We start from the raw sequence: 17,875 nt of genomic DNA, 5'->3' as shown, positions 1-17,875 counted from the left end.
CCTCCCCAGGGACGTGCTCAGCGCGCGAGCAGGCGGCGGGTCTGGCGGACCCGCGCCACCAGGGCACCGTCCACCGCGCGCAGCTCGGCGTCGTCCACCGCGACGTCGGCGTCGGCGTCGGCCAGCCGCTGGTCGACGCGCACCCACTCACCGGTCGCGGGCGGCGGGCCGGCGAGGTGCGCGGTCAGCTCCACCGTCGGCATCACCGCCGGGGTGGTGCGGACGGCGAAGAGCGCCGGCGGCAGCGCGTCGGCGAGCACGCCGAGCTGGACCAGCGGTTCGAGGTCGCCGTCGACGCGCACCCAGGCGTGCAGCCGCGGCTGCGGGCCCCCGGCGAGCGGGCGGGAGGCACCCAGGGCGCGGATCTCGGTGTGGTCGGCGACCGGCACGAACTCGCGTGGCAGCGCGAAGGGCACGCCCTCGCGGACGGTCGGCCCCGGGTCCGGCGGCACCGCCTCGCTGACCGGGGAGACGGGGCGCGCGAGCGTGAGCACCTGGGCGACCGCGCGCACCCGCCCCTCCTGGCTCAGGGTGGCCCGCACGCTGCCGGTGGTGCCGGCCCGGTCGGGGACCACCTCGACGGCGGCCGCGGTGTCCGCCGCGACCCCGGCCAGCAGGTGTGCGGTCACCGCCCGGGGGGCCGCTCCGGTCGCCGCGGCCGCGGCGGTCAGCAGGTGCCCCACCACGAGCCCGCCCTGGGTGTCGGTGAACGACCGCCAGGTCGGGTCGAACGAGAGCAGGCGGGCGGGCGGGTCGAGCACGGCGGTGTCGGCGTCCACGGGTCCTCCCCAGGTTCTCGGTTGGGATCTCCAACCGACGACTCGAGACCCTAGCGCAGTCGGTACGACTCTCCAACCGATGCGGCCGGCCGCGACCTCCGGACGAGGCCGGGCGCGACCTCCGGAGGACGCGCCCGGCAGCCGGCGGGGACCGTCCTCAGGCGGCGGGTGAGGAGTCGCGGTTGACCAGGATGGCCAGCTGCGTGCGGGTGCGGACGTCCAGGCGGCGCATCGAGGCGGTCAGGTGGCTCTTGACCGTCGCCAGGCTGAGGAACAGCCGCGAGGCGATCTCCTCGTTGCTCAGCCCCTGCGCGACCAGTTCGGCGACCTCGCGCTGGCGCTCGGTGAGCCGGTCCAGCGGGCGCACCGCCGGCGCCGGGCGGGCCTGCGGGTCGGTCAGGTACTGCACGAGCTGGTCGGTGGCCGCCGGGTCCAGCGCGGCCTCGTGCCGGGCCAGCGCCCGCACCCCGTCGACCAGCCGCTGCGCGTCCGACCGGCGCGGCAGGTAGCCGCGGACGCCGGCCTGCAGGATCTCCACGACCTCCGGCTCGGACTCCGTCCCCGGCTCGGCGAGCACGAGCACCGCGGTGTCGCGCCGGCACAGCGTGCGCAGCAGCGGCAGTGCCGCGCCGGCCACCAGCCCCTGGCGGACGACGACGACCTGCGTGCGGCACTCGTCGGCCGCCTCGAGCGCCTCGGGCAGGTGCGTGGTCTCGGCCACCACGGCCATGTCCGGCTGCGCCTCCAGCACCTCGCGCATGCCGATCCGGAAGACCTCCTGGTCCTCGCAGAGCAGCACGCAGACCAGGCTCGTCGGCGGCCGCCCGGCGATCGGACGGATCGGGGCGGGCCGCACCGGTCCCTGCGGCCCCGCGACCCGTGGTGCAGGCGGCCGGGCCACCTCGTGCGGGGTGGGTCGCCCACCCGTCTGGCCGGGACCGCGCTGGCGCAGCCCCGCGATCGTCGTGTCCGGTGCGAGTCCTTCGTGGTCCATGTCGTCCCCCCGACGGCTCGACGCTCCCCCCGCGCCTCGACGCCGACCCCTCCGACACCCGTCCGTCTTCTCCGGACCCCACCGAGGGTAACGGTGCACGACCATGTCGTGCGCAGTTTTCTCACAGCGTTCGTCCAGGATCCGTCGAGCAAGCGGTGTACCACCACGGATGCCGACGCGCGACCCCTTCAGCCCTCCGCGGGCAGGACGTTCGCGCCGCCACCGCGTCGTGACGCTCTGTGCACGTGGATGGCGAGTTGCGTGCGGTCACGGAGGGCGAGCCGGCGCAGCGCCACGGTGATGTGACCCTTCACCGTCGCCCGGCTCACCCGGAGCCGGTCGGCGATCTCGGCGTTGGTCAGCCCCTCGGCGACCAGCTCGGCGACGGCCTGCTGGCGTGCGGTGAGCGGGTTGTGCGCCGGGCCGTCCTCCGGCCGCTGGTCGCCGTCGAGCCGGTGCAGCAGCTCGCCGGCGACGCACGCGTCGAGCACGGTCTCCCCGCGGGCCACCGCCCGGACGGCCTCGACCAGCCGCTGGGAGCTCACCGCCGCGTGCACGTAGCCCCGCGCGCCGGCCTTGAGCACCTCCACCACGTCGCTGCTCACGGCGGCCTCGCCCAGCAGCACGACCCGGTTGCCCGTGCGGCTCAGCGTCCGCACCAGCTCCTGCACCGCGGTCCGCCGGGTGTCGAGGCCCAGCAGGGTGACGTCGGGCGCGACGCCGGCGGCCAGGGCCAGCGCCTCGTCGACGTCGGCGGCCTCGCCCACGACCACGACGTCGGGCGCCCGCCGCAGCACGGTGCGCAGCCCGCGCCGCAGGACGTCGTGCCCGTCGCAGACCAGGACCCGGATCGGCGGGCCGACCCCGGACGATCCGGCCGCGGACGCACCGGACCCGGGCACGACGGCACCGGGGACGTCGTGCTCCGGTCCACCCATCCGCTCCGCTCCTCTCCGGCGCCCGAGGCGCGAGCTGGCAGGTCAGGAGCCGAAAGCTAGGCGGTTCCCCGGTCGCTGGCCAACCCGAACGGCGCCGCGGGCCCGGACGAGCGGCGAGTTCATACCCGGGTCGTGCCTGCGACCCCTCCCCGGAGCGGGACCCGCCGTCCTGCAGGTCGGGGTTGCCCCTCCTCGGAGCGGACCCGACCGGGCCCTCCGGACGGTGCCGGCGCCCTCCCGCCGTCCGGGGTCGCAGGGCTCTCCCCCGCCGGGTGGGCGCCGTTTCCCGACGCCTGGCCGGTGTGGCGGGGCCCACACCGTTCCTAGCGTCATCCCCACGCCACCTCGGGCTCCCCGGGTGGCGGACGACGGAGGAGGTCCCGTGGACCAGACGATGATCATCGCGCGGATGGCGCCGGACCACGCCGAGGACGTGGCCGCCGCCTTCGGCCGCCACGACGCGACGTCGGCGCCGTACGAGATCGGGGTGCTCCGCCGCTCGCTCTACCAGTTCCACGGCATCTACGTGCACCTGGTCGACTTCGACCGGCCCGCCGCCGAGGCGATGCGCATTGCCCAGTCGCTGCCGGCCTTCCGCGCCGTCAGCGAGGACCTCAAGCCCTACATCGAGGCCTACGACCCCGGCTGGCGCTCACCGCAGGACGCGATGGCCCGCCGCTTCTACCACTGGACGTCGTCCCCCGAGTGATCGCGCGGGTGGCGAGGAGGCAACTGATGACACGTTCGGCGACCCCGGTCCCACCGGTCCCCGCGCCGCAGCCCCCGGGCGGGTGGGTCTCCTGTCCCGCCTGCGGCTGGCTGCTCTACCGCAAGCGACTCGACCGGGACCTGCACGTCTGCCCCGAGTGCGACCACCACCTGCGGCTGAGCGCCCGCGCCCGCATCGACCTGCTCGCCGACCCCGGCAGCTGGACCGAGGCGTACTTCGCCCCGAGCACGCCCGACCCGCTGGCCTTCACCGACCTGCGCGACTACCCCGACCGGCTGGCCGAGGCCGAGCGGCGCTCCGGCGAGTCGGAGGCCGTCGTCGTCGGCACCGCCCGCATCGGCGGCGCCGAGGTGGTCCTCGCCGTCATGGACTTCGGCTTCCTCGGCGGCTCGATGGGCGTCGAGGTCGGCCGCCGCGTCAGCGGCGCCGCCGAGCTGGCCCTCGAGCGCGGCCTGCCGCTGGTCACCGTGTGCGCCAGCGGCGGCGCGCGGATGCAGGAGGGCGTGTTCTCGCTGCTGCAGATGGCCCGGGTCAGCTGCGCCTTCGGCCGGCTGCGCGAGGCCGGGCTGCTGTCGGTGTGCGTGCTCACCGACCCCACCTACGGCGGCGTCTCGGCCTCCTTCGCCACGCTGGCCTCGGTGCTGGTCGGCGAGCGCGGCGCGCACGTCGGCTTCGCCGGGCCGCGGGTGGTGCAGGAGACGATCCGCGCCGAGCTCCCCCGCGACTTCCAGACCGCCGAGTTCCTCATGAGCCACGGCCTCGTCGACCGGGTCGAGAGCCGGGCGGAGCTGCGGCCGCTGCTGGTCCGGCTGCTCGCCCTGCACGGCGCCGGGCCCGCGACGCCGGCCGACCGCGCCGAGGACACGGACACCGACGCCGACGAGGACGTCGACACCGACGTCGACACCGACGACGCCGACGCCGACCCGTGGGACGTCGTCCAGCGGGCGCGGGTGACCGAGCGGCCGACGACGCTGGACTACCTGCACACCGCCTTCGACGACTTCGTCGAGCTGCACGGGGACCGGGTCTTCGCCGACGACCCCGCCGTCGTGGGCGGGGTGGCCTCGATCGGCGGGCGCCGCGTCGTCGTCCTGGGCCACGAGAAGGGGCACACCGTCCGCGAGCGGGTGGCCCGGAACTTCGGGATGCCGCACCCGGAGGGCTACCGCAAGGCGCTGCGGCTGCTCGACCACGCCGAGTCCTTCGGCCTGCCGGTGGTGACGCTGGTCGACACCCCCGGTGCGCACCCGGGACCCGAGGCCGAGGAGCGCGGGCAGTCGCACGCGATCGCCGAGGCGATCCTGCGCAGCAGCCGGCTGCGGGTGCCGGTGGTCTCGGTGGTCACCGGCGAGGGCGGCAGCGGCGGCGCGCTGGCGCTGTGCACCTCCGACCGGCTGCTGGTCATGGAGAACGCCTTCCTGTCGGTGATCAGCCCGGAGGGGTGCGCGGCGATCCTGTGGCGGACGGCGGTGGCCGCCCCGACGGCGGCCCGCGCGATGCGGCTGGGCGCGGCCCACCTGCGCTCGGCCGGGATCGCCACCGCGGTGGTCCCCGAACCACCCGGCGGTGCGCACACCGACCCGCTGGCCGCGGCCGGCCTGCTGCGCCGGGCGCTGGTGCGCGAGCTCGACGACGTCTGCCGGCTCGACGCGGCCACCCTGCTCGACACCCGTGCCCGTCGCCTGGCCCGCATCAGCGGCGACGACGGCCGCCCGCTGCAGACCGTGGGGAGCTGACCGATGGCCGCCAGCGAGCTCTCGACCCGGAGCGCGGGGCCCGACCCCGACGCGGTGCGCGACCTGCACGACGAGGTCGTCGCCCTCGCCCGTGACCTGCCCGCGGGACTGCGGAGGCTCACCGTCCGCGACGGCGACCGTGCCGTCGAGGTCGAGTGGGCCACCGGTCCCGCGGAGGGGACGGTCATGGCGGTCGCACCGGTCGCCGCGGTGGTCCCCGCGACCGCCGCCGCGGCCACCCCGGCCGAGCCGGAGGGCACCCCCGTCCGCTCCCCCCTGGTCGGCACGTTCTACGCGGCGCCCTCGCCCGGCGCGGACCCCTTCGTCCGGGTCGGCGACGAGGTCGAGCCGGGCCAGACCGTCGGGATCGTCGAGGCGATGAAGCTGATGAACCCGATCGTCGTCGACGAGGCGGGCGTGGTGGCCGACGTGCTGGTCGGCGACGCCGAGTCGGTCGAGTACGACCAGGTCCTCATGCTCCTGCGGCCGGCGGGGGGCGCGCGGTGATCGACCGGCTGCTCATCGCCAACCGCGGCGAGATCGCCGTCCGGATCGCCCGCGCCTGCCGGGAGCTGGGCATCGAGGTGGTCGCCGTCCACTCGACCTCCGACCGCAACTCGGCCGTCGTGGCCATGGCCGACGAGGCCGTGCACATCGGGCCGCCGGCGCCCCGCCGCAGCTACCTGCACGTGCCCAACATCGTCGAGGCGGCGCTGCGCGCGGGCGCCGACGCCGTCCACCCCGGCTACGGCTTCCTCTCCGAGGACCCCGACTTCGCCGAGATCTGTGCCGCCGAGGGGCTGACCTTCGTCGGGCCGCCCCCGGCGGTCATGCAGCAGATGGGCAACAAGGCGACGGCGCGGCGGCTGATGGCCGAGGCCGGGCTGCCGCTGCTGCCCGGCGTGGTCGAGCCGGTGCGCACCGCCGAGGAGGGCCGGGCGATCGCCGACGAGATCGGCTACCCGGTGATCGTCAAGGCCGCCGCCGGCGGTGGCGGCCGCGGGATGACCGTCGTCCGGGCGCCGGAGGACTTCGACGAGGCGTTCGTCACGACGCGAGCGGTGGCGCGGGCGGTCTTCCGCGACCCCACGGTCTACGTCGAGCGCTTCCTGTCCGGCGCGCGGCACGTCGAGGTGCAGATCCTGTGCGACGCCCACGGCAACGGCGTCTCCCTCGGCGAGCGCGACTGCTCCCTGCAGCGGCGGCACCAGAAGCTGCTCGAGGAGGGCCCGGCCGGCCACCTGACCCCCGAGCAGCGCACCGAGCTCGGCCGGTTGGCCGTGCACGGCGCCCTCTCGGTCGGCTACACCGGCGCGGGCACGATGGAGTTCCTCGTCGACGGCTCGGGCGCGGCGTTCTTCATGGAGATGAACGCCCGCATCCAGGTCGAGCACCCGGTCACCGAGCTGCTCACCGGCATCGACCTCGTGCGCGAGCAGATCCTCGTCGCCGCCGGCCGGCGGCTGGCGTTCCGGCAGGAGGACGTCGTCCCGCGCGGTGCGGCGATCGAGTGCCGGATCAACGCCGAGGACCCCACCCGGGGCTTCGCGCCGGCACCCGGCAGGCTCGAGGTGCTGCAGGTGCCCGACGGCCCGTGGACCCGCTTCGACACCGGCTACCGGCAGGGCGACACCGTCAGCCCCGACTACGACTCGCTGCTGGGCAAGCTCGTCGTCTGGGCGCCCGACCGCGACCAGGCCATCCGGCGGATGGACCGGGCGCTGGCCGAGATGCGGGTCGAGGGCCCCGGCGTGCACACCACGATCGCGCTGCACCGGGCGCTGCTGCGCGACCCCGACGTCGTCGCCGACCGCCACGACGTGCAGTTCCTCGACCGGTGCCTGCCCGCGGTGCTCGCCCGCGCCGCCTCCCTCGACGACGCCGCGCCCGGCCTCCCGGCCGCCCGCGGCGGACTCCAGCTCGTCCCCACCCCGGCCGCGGACCCGCGGCCGGACCGCTCCACCGAAGGAGAGATCCCGTGTCCGCCACGACCTTCACTCTCGACGACCTGATGGCGCTGCTGTCCGAGAAGGCCGGCCTGCCCGCCAGCGCGCACACCACCGACCGCGACGCGCACTTCGCCGACATCGGCCTGGACTCGCTGGCCTTCCTGTCGATGCAGACCGCGCTGCAGGACCGCTACGGCACCGAGATGCCCGAGGAGAACCCGGACCTCTACACGCTCGGCGAGATCGTCGACACGGTGAACGCCACCGCGTCGAACTCCGCCGGCATGGCCTGAGCCGGCCCGACCACCAGGAGGAACCGCTCATGAGCAGCACCGTGGAGCCGGGCACCGAGACCGCCGGCCACACCGACAACTCCATCGTCATCGACGCCGACCTCGAGCACGTGTGGCGGATGACCAACGACCTGGCCTCGTGGCCGGACCTGTTCACCGAGTACGCCTCGATCGAGATCCTCGAGCAGACCGAGACCTACTTCCGCTTCCGGCTCTCGATGCACCCCGACGAGAACGGGACGGTGTGGAGCTGGGTGTCCGAGCGCACCCTCGACCCGGCCACCCACACGGTCCGCGCCCGCCGCGTGGAGCCCGGGCCGTTCGAGTTCATGGACATCTTCTGGAGCTACGAGCGCGAGGGGACCGGCACCCGCATGCGGTGGGTGCAGGACTTCCGGATGCGGCCGCAGGCGCCGATCGACACCGAGGGGATGACCCGCCGGATCGACGGCAACTCCAAGGTCCAGATGGGGATCATCAAGGAGAAGGTGGAAGCGGCCGCCGGGCGGACCCCGGAGGCGGCGAGGTGACCCGGGCCGCGGTCGTCCTCGCCGGGGAGGGCGGCGCGCGCGCCGGCACGCTCGACGCCTGGCTCGGCGACGAGCCCGCCCGGCAGGTCGCCGAGGAGGCCTCCGCGCTCGTCGGGCGGGACGTGGCCGAGTGGTGGCGCGACCCGCTGAACCTGAGCGACCCGGTGGCGGCGCACGTCGAGGTCGTGGTCACCGGCGTCGCCGGCTACCGCAGCCTGGTCGCCCGCGGCCTGCAGCCGGTCGCCGTCGCCGGGCACGGGGTGGGCGAGTACGCCGCGCTCGTGGCCTCCGGGGCGCTGCCGCTGGACCAGGTGGTCGAGCTGGTGCACTGGCGGGCCGAGCTGCTGTCCCTCTCGCCGCGCCCGTCCTGCGCCGGCATGGCCGCGGTCATCGGCCCGGGCGCCGGGGAGGTGGCCCGCGCGGCGGTCGCCGAGGTCGGCGGCTGGGGCACGCTGACGATCGCGGAGTTCGACGGGCCGGCCCAGGTGGTGCTCGCGGGCACCTGCGAGGAGCTGGCCCGGGCGCGGCAGACCGTGCTCGCGGCCGGCCTGGACCTGGTCCGCCTCCCGGGACGGGCCGCCTGCCACGGCCCGCTCATGGAACCCGTCGCCCGGCACCTGGGTCCCGCGCTCGCCGACCTCGACTGGTCGGCGCCCGAGGTGCCCGTGGTGCCCAACGCCGACGGCCGCCCCACCCGCGACCCCCACCAGCTGGCCCGGTGCCTGCGCGCCCACCTCACCTCGCCGGTGCAGTGGGAGGCCACCTGCCGGGCGCTGGCCACCAGCGGCGCCACGGCGGTGGTCGAGGTGGCCGCCGTCCCGCTGCTCGGCCCGCTCGTCCGCCAGGTCGCCCCCGACATCCCGGTGCAGCACGCCGCCGGGCCCCAGCTCCCGATCCCGACCGCCCGGCCGGAACCCGCCATCGCGGGCCCGACCCCCACCGGAGGACAGTCATGACCACCATCCAGCACGCCAAGAGCGTGGTGCGCTGCGGACCCACCGTGTCCCGCGCCGACACCCCGCCCAACCGGCGCCGCGGCGGCGACATCCGAGTCCTGCTCTCGCCGGCCAGCGTCGGCTCCACCGCCGGCTTCATGGGCACGCTCACCCTCGAGCCGGGCGAGGTCGTCACCGAGCACTGGCACCCGTACTCGGAGGAGTTCCTCTACTGCCAGAGCGGTGACGTCTCGGTCACCCTCGACGGCGAGGAGCGGCGGCTGACCGCGGAGTCGGCCGTGCACATCCCGATCGGCGTGAAGCACCGGATCGTCAACGACACCTCGACGACGGCGTTCTTCGTGTTCCTCTGCGGGCCCCTGGCCCCGCGGCCCGAGCTGGGCCACGTCGACACCGAGCTCCCCCCGGGCGTGCAGTGAGCGGCGAGCGCCGGCGGGTCGTCGTCACGGGGATCGGGGTGGTCGCCCCCGGGTCGATGGGCCGTGAGGGCTTCTGGGACATGATCACCGCGGGCCGGACGGCGACCCGGCGGATCACCTTCTTCGACCCGGCGCGGTTCCGCTCCCAGGTGGCCGCCGAGGTCGACTTCGACGGGCGGGCCCTCGGCCTGTCCGCCCAGGAGGTCCACCGCAACGACCGGTTCGTGCAGATGGCGATGGTCGCCGCCGACGAGGCGGTCGCCGACAGCGGCCTGCGCCTCGGCGTCGGCGGTGCCGACGACGCGCCCGACCCCGACCGGGTCGGCGTCACCCTCGGCACCGCCGTCGGGGCGACGATGCGGCTGGAGCAGGAGTACGTGTCGGTCAGCGACGCCGGCGCGCACTGGCTGGTCGACCCCCGCTACGCCTCCCGCTTCCTCGCCCACGCGCTGGTGCCCAGCTGCGGCGCGACCGAGCTCGCGGTGCGCTTCGGCGCGCACGGCCCGGCCACCGTGGTCTCCACCGGCTGCACCTCCGGCATCGACTCGGTGGGCTACGGCAGCCAGCTGGTGGAGGACGGCGACGCCGACATCGTGGTCGCCGGCGCCAGCGACGCGCCGATCTCGCCGATCTCGATGGCCTGCTTCGACACCATCCGGGCGACCACCGACACCAACGACGACCCCGAGCACGCCTCCAAGCCCTTCGACGCGCGGCGCAACGGGTTCGTCATGGGCGAGGGCGCGGCGGTGCTGGTGCTCGAGGAGCTCGAGCACGCGCGGCGGCGCGGCGCGGACGTCTACTGCGAGGTCACCGGCTACGCCAGCCGGTGCAACGCCTTCCACATGACCGGTCTCAAGCCCGACGGCACCGAGATGGCCGAGGCGATCGGCAGGGCGCTCGGCCAGGGCCGCATCGACCCCGCCGAGGTCGGCTACGTCAACGCGCACGGCTCGGGCACCAAGCAGAACGACCGGCACGAGACCGCGGCGGTGCACAAGAGCCTCGGCCCGGCGGCCGACCGGGTGGCGATGAGCTCGATCAAGTCGATGGTCGGCCACTCGCTGGGCGCCATCGGCTCCATCGAGATCGCCGCGACGGCGCTGGCCGTGCAGCGGGGCGTGCTGCCGCCGACGGCCAACTACGAGGTGCCCGACCCCGAGTGCGACCTCGACTACGTGCCGAAGGTCGCCCGCGAGCAGAAGGTCGACGTCGCCGTCTCCGTGGGCAGCGGCTTCGGCGGCTTCCAGTCGGCCATCGTCCTGGCCAGCCCCACCCGGAGGACCGAATGAGCCTGCTCGTGACCGGCCTCGGCGTCGTCGCCCCGACGGGGATCGGCGTCGAGGCGCACTGGGAGTCGCTGCTGCGCGGGGAGCACGCGATCGGCCCGATCGAGGGCTTCGACCCCACGCAGTACGGCATCTCGCTGGCCGGGCAGGTGCGCGGCTTCGACCCCGACGAGCACGTGGCGCCGCAGCTGAAGGTGCAGACCGACCGCTGGACCTGGATGTCGCTGGCCGCGGCCACCCTCGCCGCGGAGGACGCCGGTTACACCGCGCCGGAGGACGTCTACGCCACCTCGGTGTTCCTCGCCTCCGGCTCGGGCGGCAACGAGTTCAGCCAGCACGAGATCCAGGGGCTGTGGGCGCGCGGGCCCAAGGCGGTGGGTGCCTACCAGTCGATCGCCTGGTTCTACGCCGCCAGCACCGGCCAGGTCTCCATCCGCGACGGCTACAAGGGGCCCTCCGGCGTGGTGGTCAGCGAGGGCGCCGGCGGGCTGGACAGCATCGGCTGGGCCCGGCGCGTGGCGCGGCGGGGCACGCCGGCGGTGCTGGTGGGCGGCACGGAGGCGGGCATGTGCCCGTACGCGCTGCTCTGCCAGGCCACCAGCGGCCGGCTGTCGGCGGCGACCCGCCCCGAGGAGGCCTACCTGCCCTTCGACCGGCGGGCCAACGGGCACGTCGTCGGCGAGGGCGGCGCCATCCTGCTGGTCGAGGAGCCCGGCGCCGCCCGGGCCCGCGGCGCGCGGCAGGTGTGGGGCGAGGTGGCCGGCTACGGCGCCACGCACGACGCCCACCACCACGAGGACCCCGCACCCGACGCGACGCAGTACGCCCGGGCGATCCGGCTCGCGCTCGCCGACGCCGGCGTCTCCCCGGACGAGGTGGACCTCGTCGTCGCCGACGGCGCCGGGACGCCGGAGCTCGACGCGCTGGAGCTGGCGGCGATCGGGGCGGTGTTCGGCAGCCGCAGCACGCCGGTGCCGGTGACCGCGCCGTCGTCGTGGACCGGGCGGCTGATGGCCGGCGGGTCGGCGCTCAACGTGGCCACCGCGCTGCTGGCCATGCGCGACGGCATCGTGCCCGGCACCGCCCACCTGCAGCAGCCGGTCGAGGCACCCGGGATCGACCTCGTGCAGTCCACCCGCGTGCAGGAGCTGCGGACCGTCGTCGTCCTGGCCCGCGGTGCCGGCGGGTTCAACAGCAGCCTGGTGCTGCGCCGCGACCCGGCCGGGGAGGCGGCGTGAGCGCCCCGGAGGCGCAGGCGGCCATCCGGACGATGCTCCGGATGCGGACGCGGGAGGGGTGCGAGGCCGCCTTCGAGGCGGCCTGGCGCCGGGCCGCGGCCGAGATCGCCCGGGTGCCGGGCAACGTCCGCCAGGAGCTGGTGCGCGACGCCGACGACCCGCGCACGTTCGTCATCACCAGCGACTGGACCGACCGCGCCGCCGTCGACGAGTTCGGCCGCAGCAGCGCCCGGGAGACGCTCACCGAGGCGCTGCGCGACCTGCGCGAGGACGCCGCCCGCAGCACCTACGAGGTGCTGGCCGTCGTCCCCGGCGCCGGGCGGCCGGTGGAGGCCCCGGCATGACGGCAGCGGGAACCGGGAGGGACGCCGCCGCCGGGGTGCGGACGGTGCTGCGGGTGCGCGCGCGGGAGGGCTGCGAGGACGCCTTCGCGGCGGCCTGGCAGCAGGCCGCCGCGGAGGTCGCCCGGGAGCCGGGCAACCTGCGCCAGGAGCTGGTCCGCGACGCCGGCGACCCGCGCTGGTTCGGCTTCGTCAGCGACTGGACCGACCGGGCGGCGGTGGACGCCTTCGGGCGCAGCGCCGCCGGCGAGCGGCTCACCGAGGCGCTGCGGGACCTGCGCGAGGACACCGCCCGCGAGACCTTCACGGTGCTGGCCACGCGGGCGGCCGAGCCGCGCCGGCCGGTGCGCATCGACTTCTCCACCAGCGTCGCGCCCGGCGAGCAGGTGGCCTTCGAGCGCGCGTACACGACGGTCACCCAGCGGATCGGCGACTCGCGCGGCTACGTGCGCGAGGAGCTGCTGCGCGACGCGAGCGGCCTGCGGTACCACATCTTCGCCGAGTGGGAGTCCGAGGACGACTTCGTGCAGTGGGTCGAGGACCCCTCCCACATGGCGGCCGGCGCGCCGCTGGCCCGCTGGCACTCGGTGGAGTTCCGGCGCGAGGTGCTCGAGATCCGGCAGCGGCCCGACACGGACGCGGACTTCCCGCCGCTGCTCCCGCCCGGCGGGGACGTCGAGGTGGCGCGGGTGCGCGTCGACTCCGCCGTCGCCGTCGAGCCCTGGGAGCAGGAGGCCTTCGAGCTGGCCTACCTCGCCGCCGCGCAGCTGGCCCGCAGCGCCCCGGGCCACGCCCGCGAGGAGCTGCTCCGCGAACCCGACGGCCGGCGCTACCACGTCGTCGCCGAGTGGGACTCCGAGCAGCACTTCACCGACTGGACGGCGGAGCCGGCCAACTGGGCCGCCGGGCCGCTGGGCCGCTGGCTGGCCCGGGGCGAGGACCGCCGGGTGTTCGCCCTGCGCGTGCGCCCCGAGCCGCCCTCGGCCGCCGCCGTCCCCGACACCGTCCCCGCCGCCGTGCCGGTGACACCGGAGCCGGACCTGGAGGCGGTGGCCGGGACGCCGGTGAGCACGGTGCCCAGCGCCAGCGTGCAGGAGTTCGTCGAGAAGCCCGACGACGGGCACGCGGCCGCCGCGGCGGCCCTGCCGGTCCCGGCCGGCCTCGGGGGCGCCTCCCGCACCACCGGCCGCACGGTCGAGGTGCTGGTCGTCGGCGCCGGCCCGGCCGGCCTGACCCACGCCATCGAGCTGGCCCGGCGCGGCGTCGCCGTCCGCGTCGTGGACAAGCGCCCCGAGGCCTCCACCCAGGCGGACAAGGCGATCGGCATCCACTGCCGGACGATGGAGATCTGGGAGGACCAGGGCATCGTCACCGAGGCGATGGACGCCGGGATCTGGCTGTACGGCCAGACGGTCTTCGTCAACGGCGAGCAGACCCACCAGGTCGACTGGTCCGGCCTCGACGAGCTGCCCTACGCCCACCTCGGGCTCCCCCAGTACGACACCGAGCGCATCCTCGGCGCCAAGCTGGCCTCCCTCGGGGTGGTCGTCGAGCGCGGGGTCGAGCTGGTCGCCTTCGCCCAGGACGACGAGGGCGTCACCGCGCAGCTGCGGCACGCCTCCGGCGAGGTCGAGACCACCCGGGCGCAGTACCTGGTCGGCTGCGACGGGGCGCACAGCGCCGTCCGCTCCGGGCTCGGGCTGGCCTTCGAGGGCGGGCTGTCGATGTTCCCGCAGCTGTTCATGCTCGGGGACGTCGACGTCGACTGGGACCTGCCCGCCGGGCACCTGGTGCGCTTCGTCCGCATCGAGAACGAGGACGACTTCACCGGCATGCTCGTCTGCGTCCCGCTCAAGGGCCGCAACCGCTACCGCATCGCCACCCTGGCCCCGCAGCGGTGGCAGGACGCGGTCGGCTCCGGCGTCGTCCCGCCCGGGTTCTGGCAGGAGTACGAGCCCCCGACGCTCGCGGACATGCAGGCCGCCATCGACGACCTGGGGCCGCCCGGAACGACGGCGAGCAACCTGCGCTGGTCGTCGATCTTCCGGATCAAGCACGGCATCGTCGACCGCTACCGCGAGGGGCGGGTCTTCGTCGCCGGGGACGCCGCGCACCTGCACCCGCCGGCGGGCGGGCAGGGCATGAACACCGGCATCCAGGACGCCTGGAACCTCGGCTGGAAGCTCGCCCTGGCCGTCCGCGGGCTGGCCGCCCCCGGGCTGCTCGACAGCTACGAGGCCGAGCGCCGTCCCGCCGGGAAGATGATCGTCGACCGGGCCGTGGCCATCGCGTTCACCGACGAGATGGACATGGCCGACGAGAAGGCGCAGTTCCTGCTCGAGATGCAGATGACCATGAACTACGCCGGCAGCCCGCTGGTCGGCGAGGCGGCCCCCGGCGGCTTCCCCGCCGGACCCGGACCCGGGTACCGCGCACCGGACGTGCAGGGGCTCCGGCGCTTCGGCGTCGCGCACCCCCTGCGGCTGTTCGACCTCACCCGCGGCACCCGCTCCACGCTGCTGCTGTCGGCCGACGCCGGCGCGTCGGAGGAGCAGGTGTCGGCCCTGGAGAAGCTGGCCGTCGCGGTGCGGCAGCAGACCCGCGGCGAGGTGGCGGCCTACCTCCTCGCCGCCCCCGACGCCCGGCTGCCCCACCTCGTCGACCTGCCCGTCGTCCGCGACGCCCAGGGCACCTTCGCGGCCGCCTACGGCACCGCGGGCGCGGGGACGGCGGCCCACCTGGTCCGCCCCGACGGCCACGTCGGCTTCCGCAGCCGCCCGCTGGACGAGGACGCCCTGCTCGACCACCTCGCCGGCGTCTTCGCCCCCTGACCCCCACCCCCAGGAGCCGACATGACCCAGACCGCCCCAGCGACCTCCGCGGCGCCCCCGGACGACGTCGTCCCCGGCCAGGAGGTCTACACGCCGGAGTTCCGCGCCGACCCCTACCCCGTCTACGCTCGGCTGCGCGCCGAGCGCCCGGTGGTCAAGGTGCGCACACCGCGCTTCGACTCCTTCCTCGTCACCCGCTACGCCGACGCCCGCCAGGCGCTGTCGGACCCGCGGCTGTCCAAGGACCTCTACCGGGCCGGCGACACCTACCTCGCGGTGTTCGGCGAGAAGGCCCGCCAGATCAACACCAACATGCTCAACTCCGACCCGCCCGAGCACACCCGGCTGCGCCGGCTGGTGACGCAGGCGTTCACCCCCAAGCGGATCGAGGCGATGCGCCCCCGGGTGGAGGAGATCGTCGCCGGCCTGCTCGACCGGATGGCGCCGCGCGGGGAGTGCGAGTTCGTCGACGAGTTCGCGCTGCGGCTGCCCCTGGCGGTGATCGGCGACCTGCTCGGCATCCCCGAGGCCGACCACGAGGAGATCCTGGCCGGCACCCAGGTCATCCGGACCGTGGGCACGGGCGGGCGCAGCCCGCAGGAGGACCGGGCGGCGATCGGTCAGGCGCAGGAGCGGCTGCACGCCTACTTCACCGGCCTGGTCGCGGCCAAGCGCGCCCAGCCCGGCGAGGACCTGGTCAGCGCCCTGATCACCGCCCGCGACGGCGACGGCCGGCTGTCGGAGGCCGAGCTGGTCTCCACCTGCTTCCTGCTGCTGTTCGCCGGCTACCAGACGACGTCGGACTTCCTCGGCAACGCCGTCGTCGCGCTGCTGACCCACCCCGAGGAGATGGCCGACCTGCTCGCCGACCTCGACCGGGTGCCCGAGGCGGTCGAGGAGCTGCTGCGCTTCGACGGGTCGGTTCCGGTGTCGAGCTTCCGCTTCGCCACCGAGGACCTCGAGATCGGTGGCGTGGCGATCCCGGCGGGCTCGATCGTCACCGTCGTGCTCAGCGCGGCCGATCACGACCCCGAGCTCACCGCCGAGCCCGACCGGCTGGACCTCGACCGCGGTCCGACCCAGCACCTGGCCTTCGGGCACGGGGTCCACTACTGCCTGGGCACCGCACTGGCCCGGCTGGAGGCGACGACGGCGCTGCGGCAGGTGCTGCTGCGGCTGCCCGACCTGCGCCTCGACGTCCCCGTGGAGGAGCTGCAGTGGCTGCCCGCCGCCTCGGCCTTCCGCGGTCTGCTCGCCCTTCCCCTCCGCTTCACCCCCACCCCTGCCCCCGGAGGAACCCCGTGACCCAGACCGAGTCCCAGACGACGCCCCCGACCCCACGATCCGCCGACCCCGCGGCCGACGCCTCGACCACCCCGACCGAGCAGCCGTGGGCGAACGACACCGTCGAGTTCGCGAACACCGCCTCCGCACCGGCGAGCTGGTACTCGAGCGACTGGCGCCCCTTCCGCAACGTCATCGTCTGCCGGATGGTCCCCGGCAGCGAGGACAAGGTCGGGCCGGTGTTCGCGTACTACGACCGGACCACCCGGCCGCAGGACCTCGGCGTCGTCGGCCGGATCCTGCTCTCCTACGAGGGCCTCTACCTGCACGTCATCGAGCGCAAGCAGGACCCGGAGGTCTCCGGTCAGCGCCGCGGCCTGCCGGCGTTCCAGATCATCTCCGAGGTCATCGCCCCGTACGTCACCCCGTACGCGAGCTACTGGCAGAACCCGTCGCACTCCGTGGCGAAGCACTTCTACTCCTGGGTGCCCGAGGGCCCGGTGTCCCCGGACCGGGAGATGACCGTGATCGTCCAGCGGATGGTGCCGGGCAGCGAGGAGGACATCGCCCGCGTGTTCGCCGAGTCCGACGCCGGGGGGCTGCCGACGGAGACCGGCGTCACCGGCCGCTGGTTGTACTCGATGGAGGACGTCTTCGTGCACATCCTCGAGCAGGACCGGGTCAAGGCCGCGGCCGTGCGGGAGAACCACGAGTCCATGCGGCCGGCCTTCGCCAAGGTGATGGCCGACCTCGCCCCCTACGTGAGCCCGTACAACCCGGAGACGTGGCAGAGCCCGCGCGACTCGGTGGCCCGGGTGTTCCACCGCTGGACTGCGCCGGACTGGCAGCCCGGCGACCCCGAGCCGGTGCTGGCGGAGGAGGAGGCCCCCTCGTCGTGGACGTGACCCTGCGCGGGATCGCATCGCTCACCTACTGGGCCGACGACGTGGCCGCGGCCACGGCCTGGTACACCGAGCTCCTGGGGTCGGGACCCGTCTTCACCCGGCCCGGGCCCGGTGGGCAGCTGGGCTACGCCGCGTTCGCCGTCGACGAGCGGACCCGGCTGGCGATCGCCGGCCGCGCCACCGCTCCCCCCGGGGCGGCACTGGAACCCGGCGGGGCGGTCGGGCACTGGCGGGTCGACGACCTCGACGCCGCGCTCGACAGGCTGTCGTCGATGGGTGCCAAGGAGTGGATCCCGCTCACGCCGCACGGGCCGGTGGTCAGCGTGGCCGTCCTCGACCCGTTCGGCAACGTCGTCGGCCTCATCTCCGACAACCACCCGGCGGCCGACTTCCGACCGGGCGGGCAGCGGCCCAGCTGACACCGGGCGCCTGACACCGGGGCGCCGTCCGACGCGGCCGCCGGGACCCGTGGGGTCCCGGCGGCCGCGTCGCGTCCGGACCCGGGCGGTCGCGCGCCGTGACCGGCCCAGCGCGGTCCGGGGCGTGGCGTCGGCCTGTCGCACGCCCCCGGCCGCCGGTTCAGGTCACGGGATTGTCACGGACCGGTCCCCCTCCCTAGCGTTTCGGCGTCCGGTCGGGCGTCTCGCCCCCTCCCGGGGG

General features: G+C 75.4%; 18 protein-coding genes. 15 read left to right on the top strand and 3 right to left on the bottom strand.

What is annotated here, in order from left to right:
* Positions 1-17: 17 nt before the first annotated feature.
* From BMZ33_RS17255 to BMZ33_RS17245, 3 genes are all read right to left on the bottom strand, one after another.
* Positions 18-779 (bottom strand): thioesterase family protein, encoded by a 762-nt coding sequence (locus tag BMZ33_RS17255; RefSeq protein ID WP_169064490.1) that lies wholly within the window; start codon positions 777-779, stop codon positions 18-20.
* Between the two features lie 157 nt (positions 780-936).
* The gene (locus tag BMZ33_RS17250; RefSeq protein ID WP_169064489.1) at positions 937-1,578 is read right to left on the bottom strand and encodes a LuxR C-terminal-related transcriptional regulator; all 642 of its coding nucleotides are present in this window, start codon (positions 1,576-1,578) and stop codon (positions 937-939) included.
* Positions 1,579-1,961: 383 nt separating this feature from the next.
* Positions 1,962-2,711: a LuxR C-terminal-related transcriptional regulator gene (locus BMZ33_RS17245; protein ID WP_091113481.1), complete on the bottom strand. Its 750-nt coding sequence runs from the start codon at positions 2,709-2,711 to the stop codon at positions 1,962-1,964.
* A gap of 382 nt (positions 2,712-3,093) precedes the next feature.
* Between BMZ33_RS17245 and BMZ33_RS17240 the strand changes: the two genes are divergently transcribed.
* From BMZ33_RS17240 to BMZ33_RS17170, 15 genes are read left to right on the top strand one after another with little or no spacing between them, the layout of a single operon-like run.
* Positions 3,094-3,420 carry a TcmI family type II polyketide cyclase gene (locus tag BMZ33_RS17240; protein ID WP_091113478.1) on the top strand — a complete coding sequence of 109 codons (327 nt, stop codon included), beginning with the start codon at positions 3,094-3,096 and terminating at the stop codon, positions 3,418-3,420.
* Positions 3,421-3,446: 26 nt separating this feature from the next.
* Positions 3,447-5,180 carry an acetyl-CoA carboxylase carboxyl transferase subunit alpha gene (gene accA, locus BMZ33_RS17235; protein ID WP_091113475.1) on the top strand — a complete coding sequence of 578 codons (1,734 nt, stop codon included), beginning with the start codon at positions 3,447-3,449 and terminating at the stop codon, positions 5,178-5,180.
* Positions 5,181-5,183: 3 nt separating this feature from the next.
* The gene (accB, locus tag BMZ33_RS17230; RefSeq protein ID WP_091113471.1) at positions 5,184-5,687 is read left to right on the top strand and encodes an acetyl-CoA carboxylase biotin carboxyl carrier protein; all 504 of its coding nucleotides are present in this window, start codon (positions 5,184-5,186) and stop codon (positions 5,685-5,687) included.
* Positions 5,684-7,192, top strand: a complete 1,509-nt coding sequence (locus BMZ33_RS17225) for an acetyl-CoA carboxylase biotin carboxylase subunit (protein WP_169064488.1) — start codon at positions 5,684-5,686, stop codon at positions 7,190-7,192. The genes accB and BMZ33_RS17225 overlap by 4 nt, the downstream gene beginning before the upstream one ends.
* Entirely contained in the window at positions 7,159-7,422 is a 264-nt protein-coding gene (locus BMZ33_RS17220) for an acyl carrier protein (protein ID WP_091113468.1), read from the top strand. Before BMZ33_RS17225 ends, BMZ33_RS17220 begins: the two co-directional genes overlap by 34 nt.
* Before the next feature lie 29 nt (positions 7,423-7,451).
* A complete protein-coding gene (locus BMZ33_RS17215; RefSeq protein WP_091113465.1) occupies positions 7,452-7,952 on the top strand; it encodes an SRPBCC family protein in 501 nt (166 codons plus the stop codon).
* Positions 7,949-8,908 (top strand): ACP S-malonyltransferase, encoded by a 960-nt coding sequence (locus BMZ33_RS17210; RefSeq protein ID WP_091113458.1) that lies wholly within the window; start codon positions 7,949-7,951, stop codon positions 8,906-8,908. Before BMZ33_RS17215 ends, BMZ33_RS17210 begins: the two co-directional genes overlap by 4 nt.
* Positions 8,905-9,327 (top strand): cupin domain-containing protein, encoded by a 423-nt coding sequence (locus tag BMZ33_RS17205; protein WP_091113454.1) that lies wholly within the window; start codon positions 8,905-8,907, stop codon positions 9,325-9,327. The genes BMZ33_RS17210 and BMZ33_RS17205 overlap by 4 nt, the downstream gene beginning before the upstream one ends.
* Complete coding sequence (locus tag BMZ33_RS17200; RefSeq protein ID WP_091113451.1) at positions 9,324-10,619, top strand: beta-ketoacyl-[acyl-carrier-protein] synthase family protein; 1,296 nt, start codon at positions 9,324-9,326, stop codon at positions 10,617-10,619. The genes BMZ33_RS17205 and BMZ33_RS17200 overlap by 4 nt, the downstream gene beginning before the upstream one ends.
* Positions 10,616-11,854, top strand: a complete 1,239-nt coding sequence (locus BMZ33_RS17195) for a beta-ketoacyl synthase N-terminal-like domain-containing protein (protein ID WP_091113448.1) — start codon at positions 10,616-10,618, stop codon at positions 11,852-11,854. Before BMZ33_RS17200 ends, BMZ33_RS17195 begins: the two co-directional genes overlap by 4 nt.
* Positions 11,851-12,198, top strand: a complete 348-nt coding sequence (locus tag BMZ33_RS17190; protein ID WP_169064487.1) for a putative quinol monooxygenase — start codon at positions 11,851-11,853, stop codon at positions 12,196-12,198. The genes BMZ33_RS17195 and BMZ33_RS17190 overlap by 4 nt, the downstream gene beginning before the upstream one ends.
* The gene (locus tag BMZ33_RS24530) at positions 12,195-15,026 is read left to right on the top strand and encodes an FAD-dependent monooxygenase (protein WP_091113444.1); all 2,832 of its coding nucleotides are present in this window, start codon (positions 12,195-12,197) and stop codon (positions 15,024-15,026) included. Before BMZ33_RS17190 ends, BMZ33_RS24530 begins: the two co-directional genes overlap by 4 nt.
* 21 nt (positions 15,027-15,047) lie before the next feature.
* Complete coding sequence (locus BMZ33_RS17180; RefSeq protein ID WP_091113441.1) at positions 15,048-16,331, top strand: cytochrome P450 family protein; 1,284 nt, start codon at positions 15,048-15,050, stop codon at positions 16,329-16,331.
* Complete coding sequence (locus BMZ33_RS17175; RefSeq protein ID WP_091113437.1) at positions 16,328-17,215, top strand: TcmI family type II polyketide cyclase; 888 nt, start codon at positions 16,328-16,330, stop codon at positions 17,213-17,215. Before BMZ33_RS17180 ends, BMZ33_RS17175 begins: the two co-directional genes overlap by 4 nt.
* Positions 17,206-17,634 carry a VOC family protein gene (locus BMZ33_RS17170; RefSeq protein WP_169064486.1) on the top strand — a complete coding sequence of 143 codons (429 nt, stop codon included), beginning with the start codon at positions 17,206-17,208 and terminating at the stop codon, positions 17,632-17,634. Before BMZ33_RS17175 ends, BMZ33_RS17170 begins: the two co-directional genes overlap by 10 nt.
* Positions 17,635-17,875 lie beyond the last annotated feature (241 nt).

This window comes from Geodermatophilus dictyosporus, from assembly GCF_900115505.1.
Classification (GTDB): Bacteria; Actinomycetota; Actinomycetes; order Mycobacteriales; family Geodermatophilaceae; genus Geodermatophilus; species Geodermatophilus dictyosporus.
This window is presented reverse-complemented; position numbering and strand designations above follow the sequence as displayed.

Bases quoted from the DNA above. Each gene is read 5' to 3' on its own strand.
- BMZ33_RS17245 (WP_091113481.1), bottom strand. From the start codon at position 2,711: ATGGGTGGACCGGAGCACGACGTCCCCGGTGCCGTCGTGCCCGGGTCC.
- accA (WP_091113475.1), top strand. From the start codon at position 3,447: ATGACACGTTCGGCGACCCCGGTCCCACCGGTCCCCGCGCCGCAGCCC.
- accB (WP_091113471.1), top strand. From the start codon at position 5,184: ATGGCCGCCAGCGAGCTCTCGACCCGGAGCGCGGGGCCCGACCCCGAC.
- BMZ33_RS17215 (WP_091113465.1), top strand. From the start codon at position 7,452: ATGAGCAGCACCGTGGAGCCGGGCACCGAGACCGCCGGCCACACCGAC.
- BMZ33_RS17205 (WP_091113454.1), top strand. From the start codon at position 8,905: ATGACCACCATCCAGCACGCCAAGAGCGTGGTGCGCTGCGGACCCACC.
- BMZ33_RS17195 (WP_091113448.1), top strand. From the start codon at position 10,616: ATGAGCCTGCTCGTGACCGGCCTCGGCGTCGTCGCCCCGACGGGGATC.
- BMZ33_RS24530 (WP_091113444.1), top strand. From the start codon at position 12,195: ATGACGGCAGCGGGAACCGGGAGGGACGCCGCCGCCGGGGTGCGGACG.
- BMZ33_RS17180 (WP_091113441.1), top strand. From the start codon at position 15,048: ATGACCCAGACCGCCCCAGCGACCTCCGCGGCGCCCCCGGACGACGTC.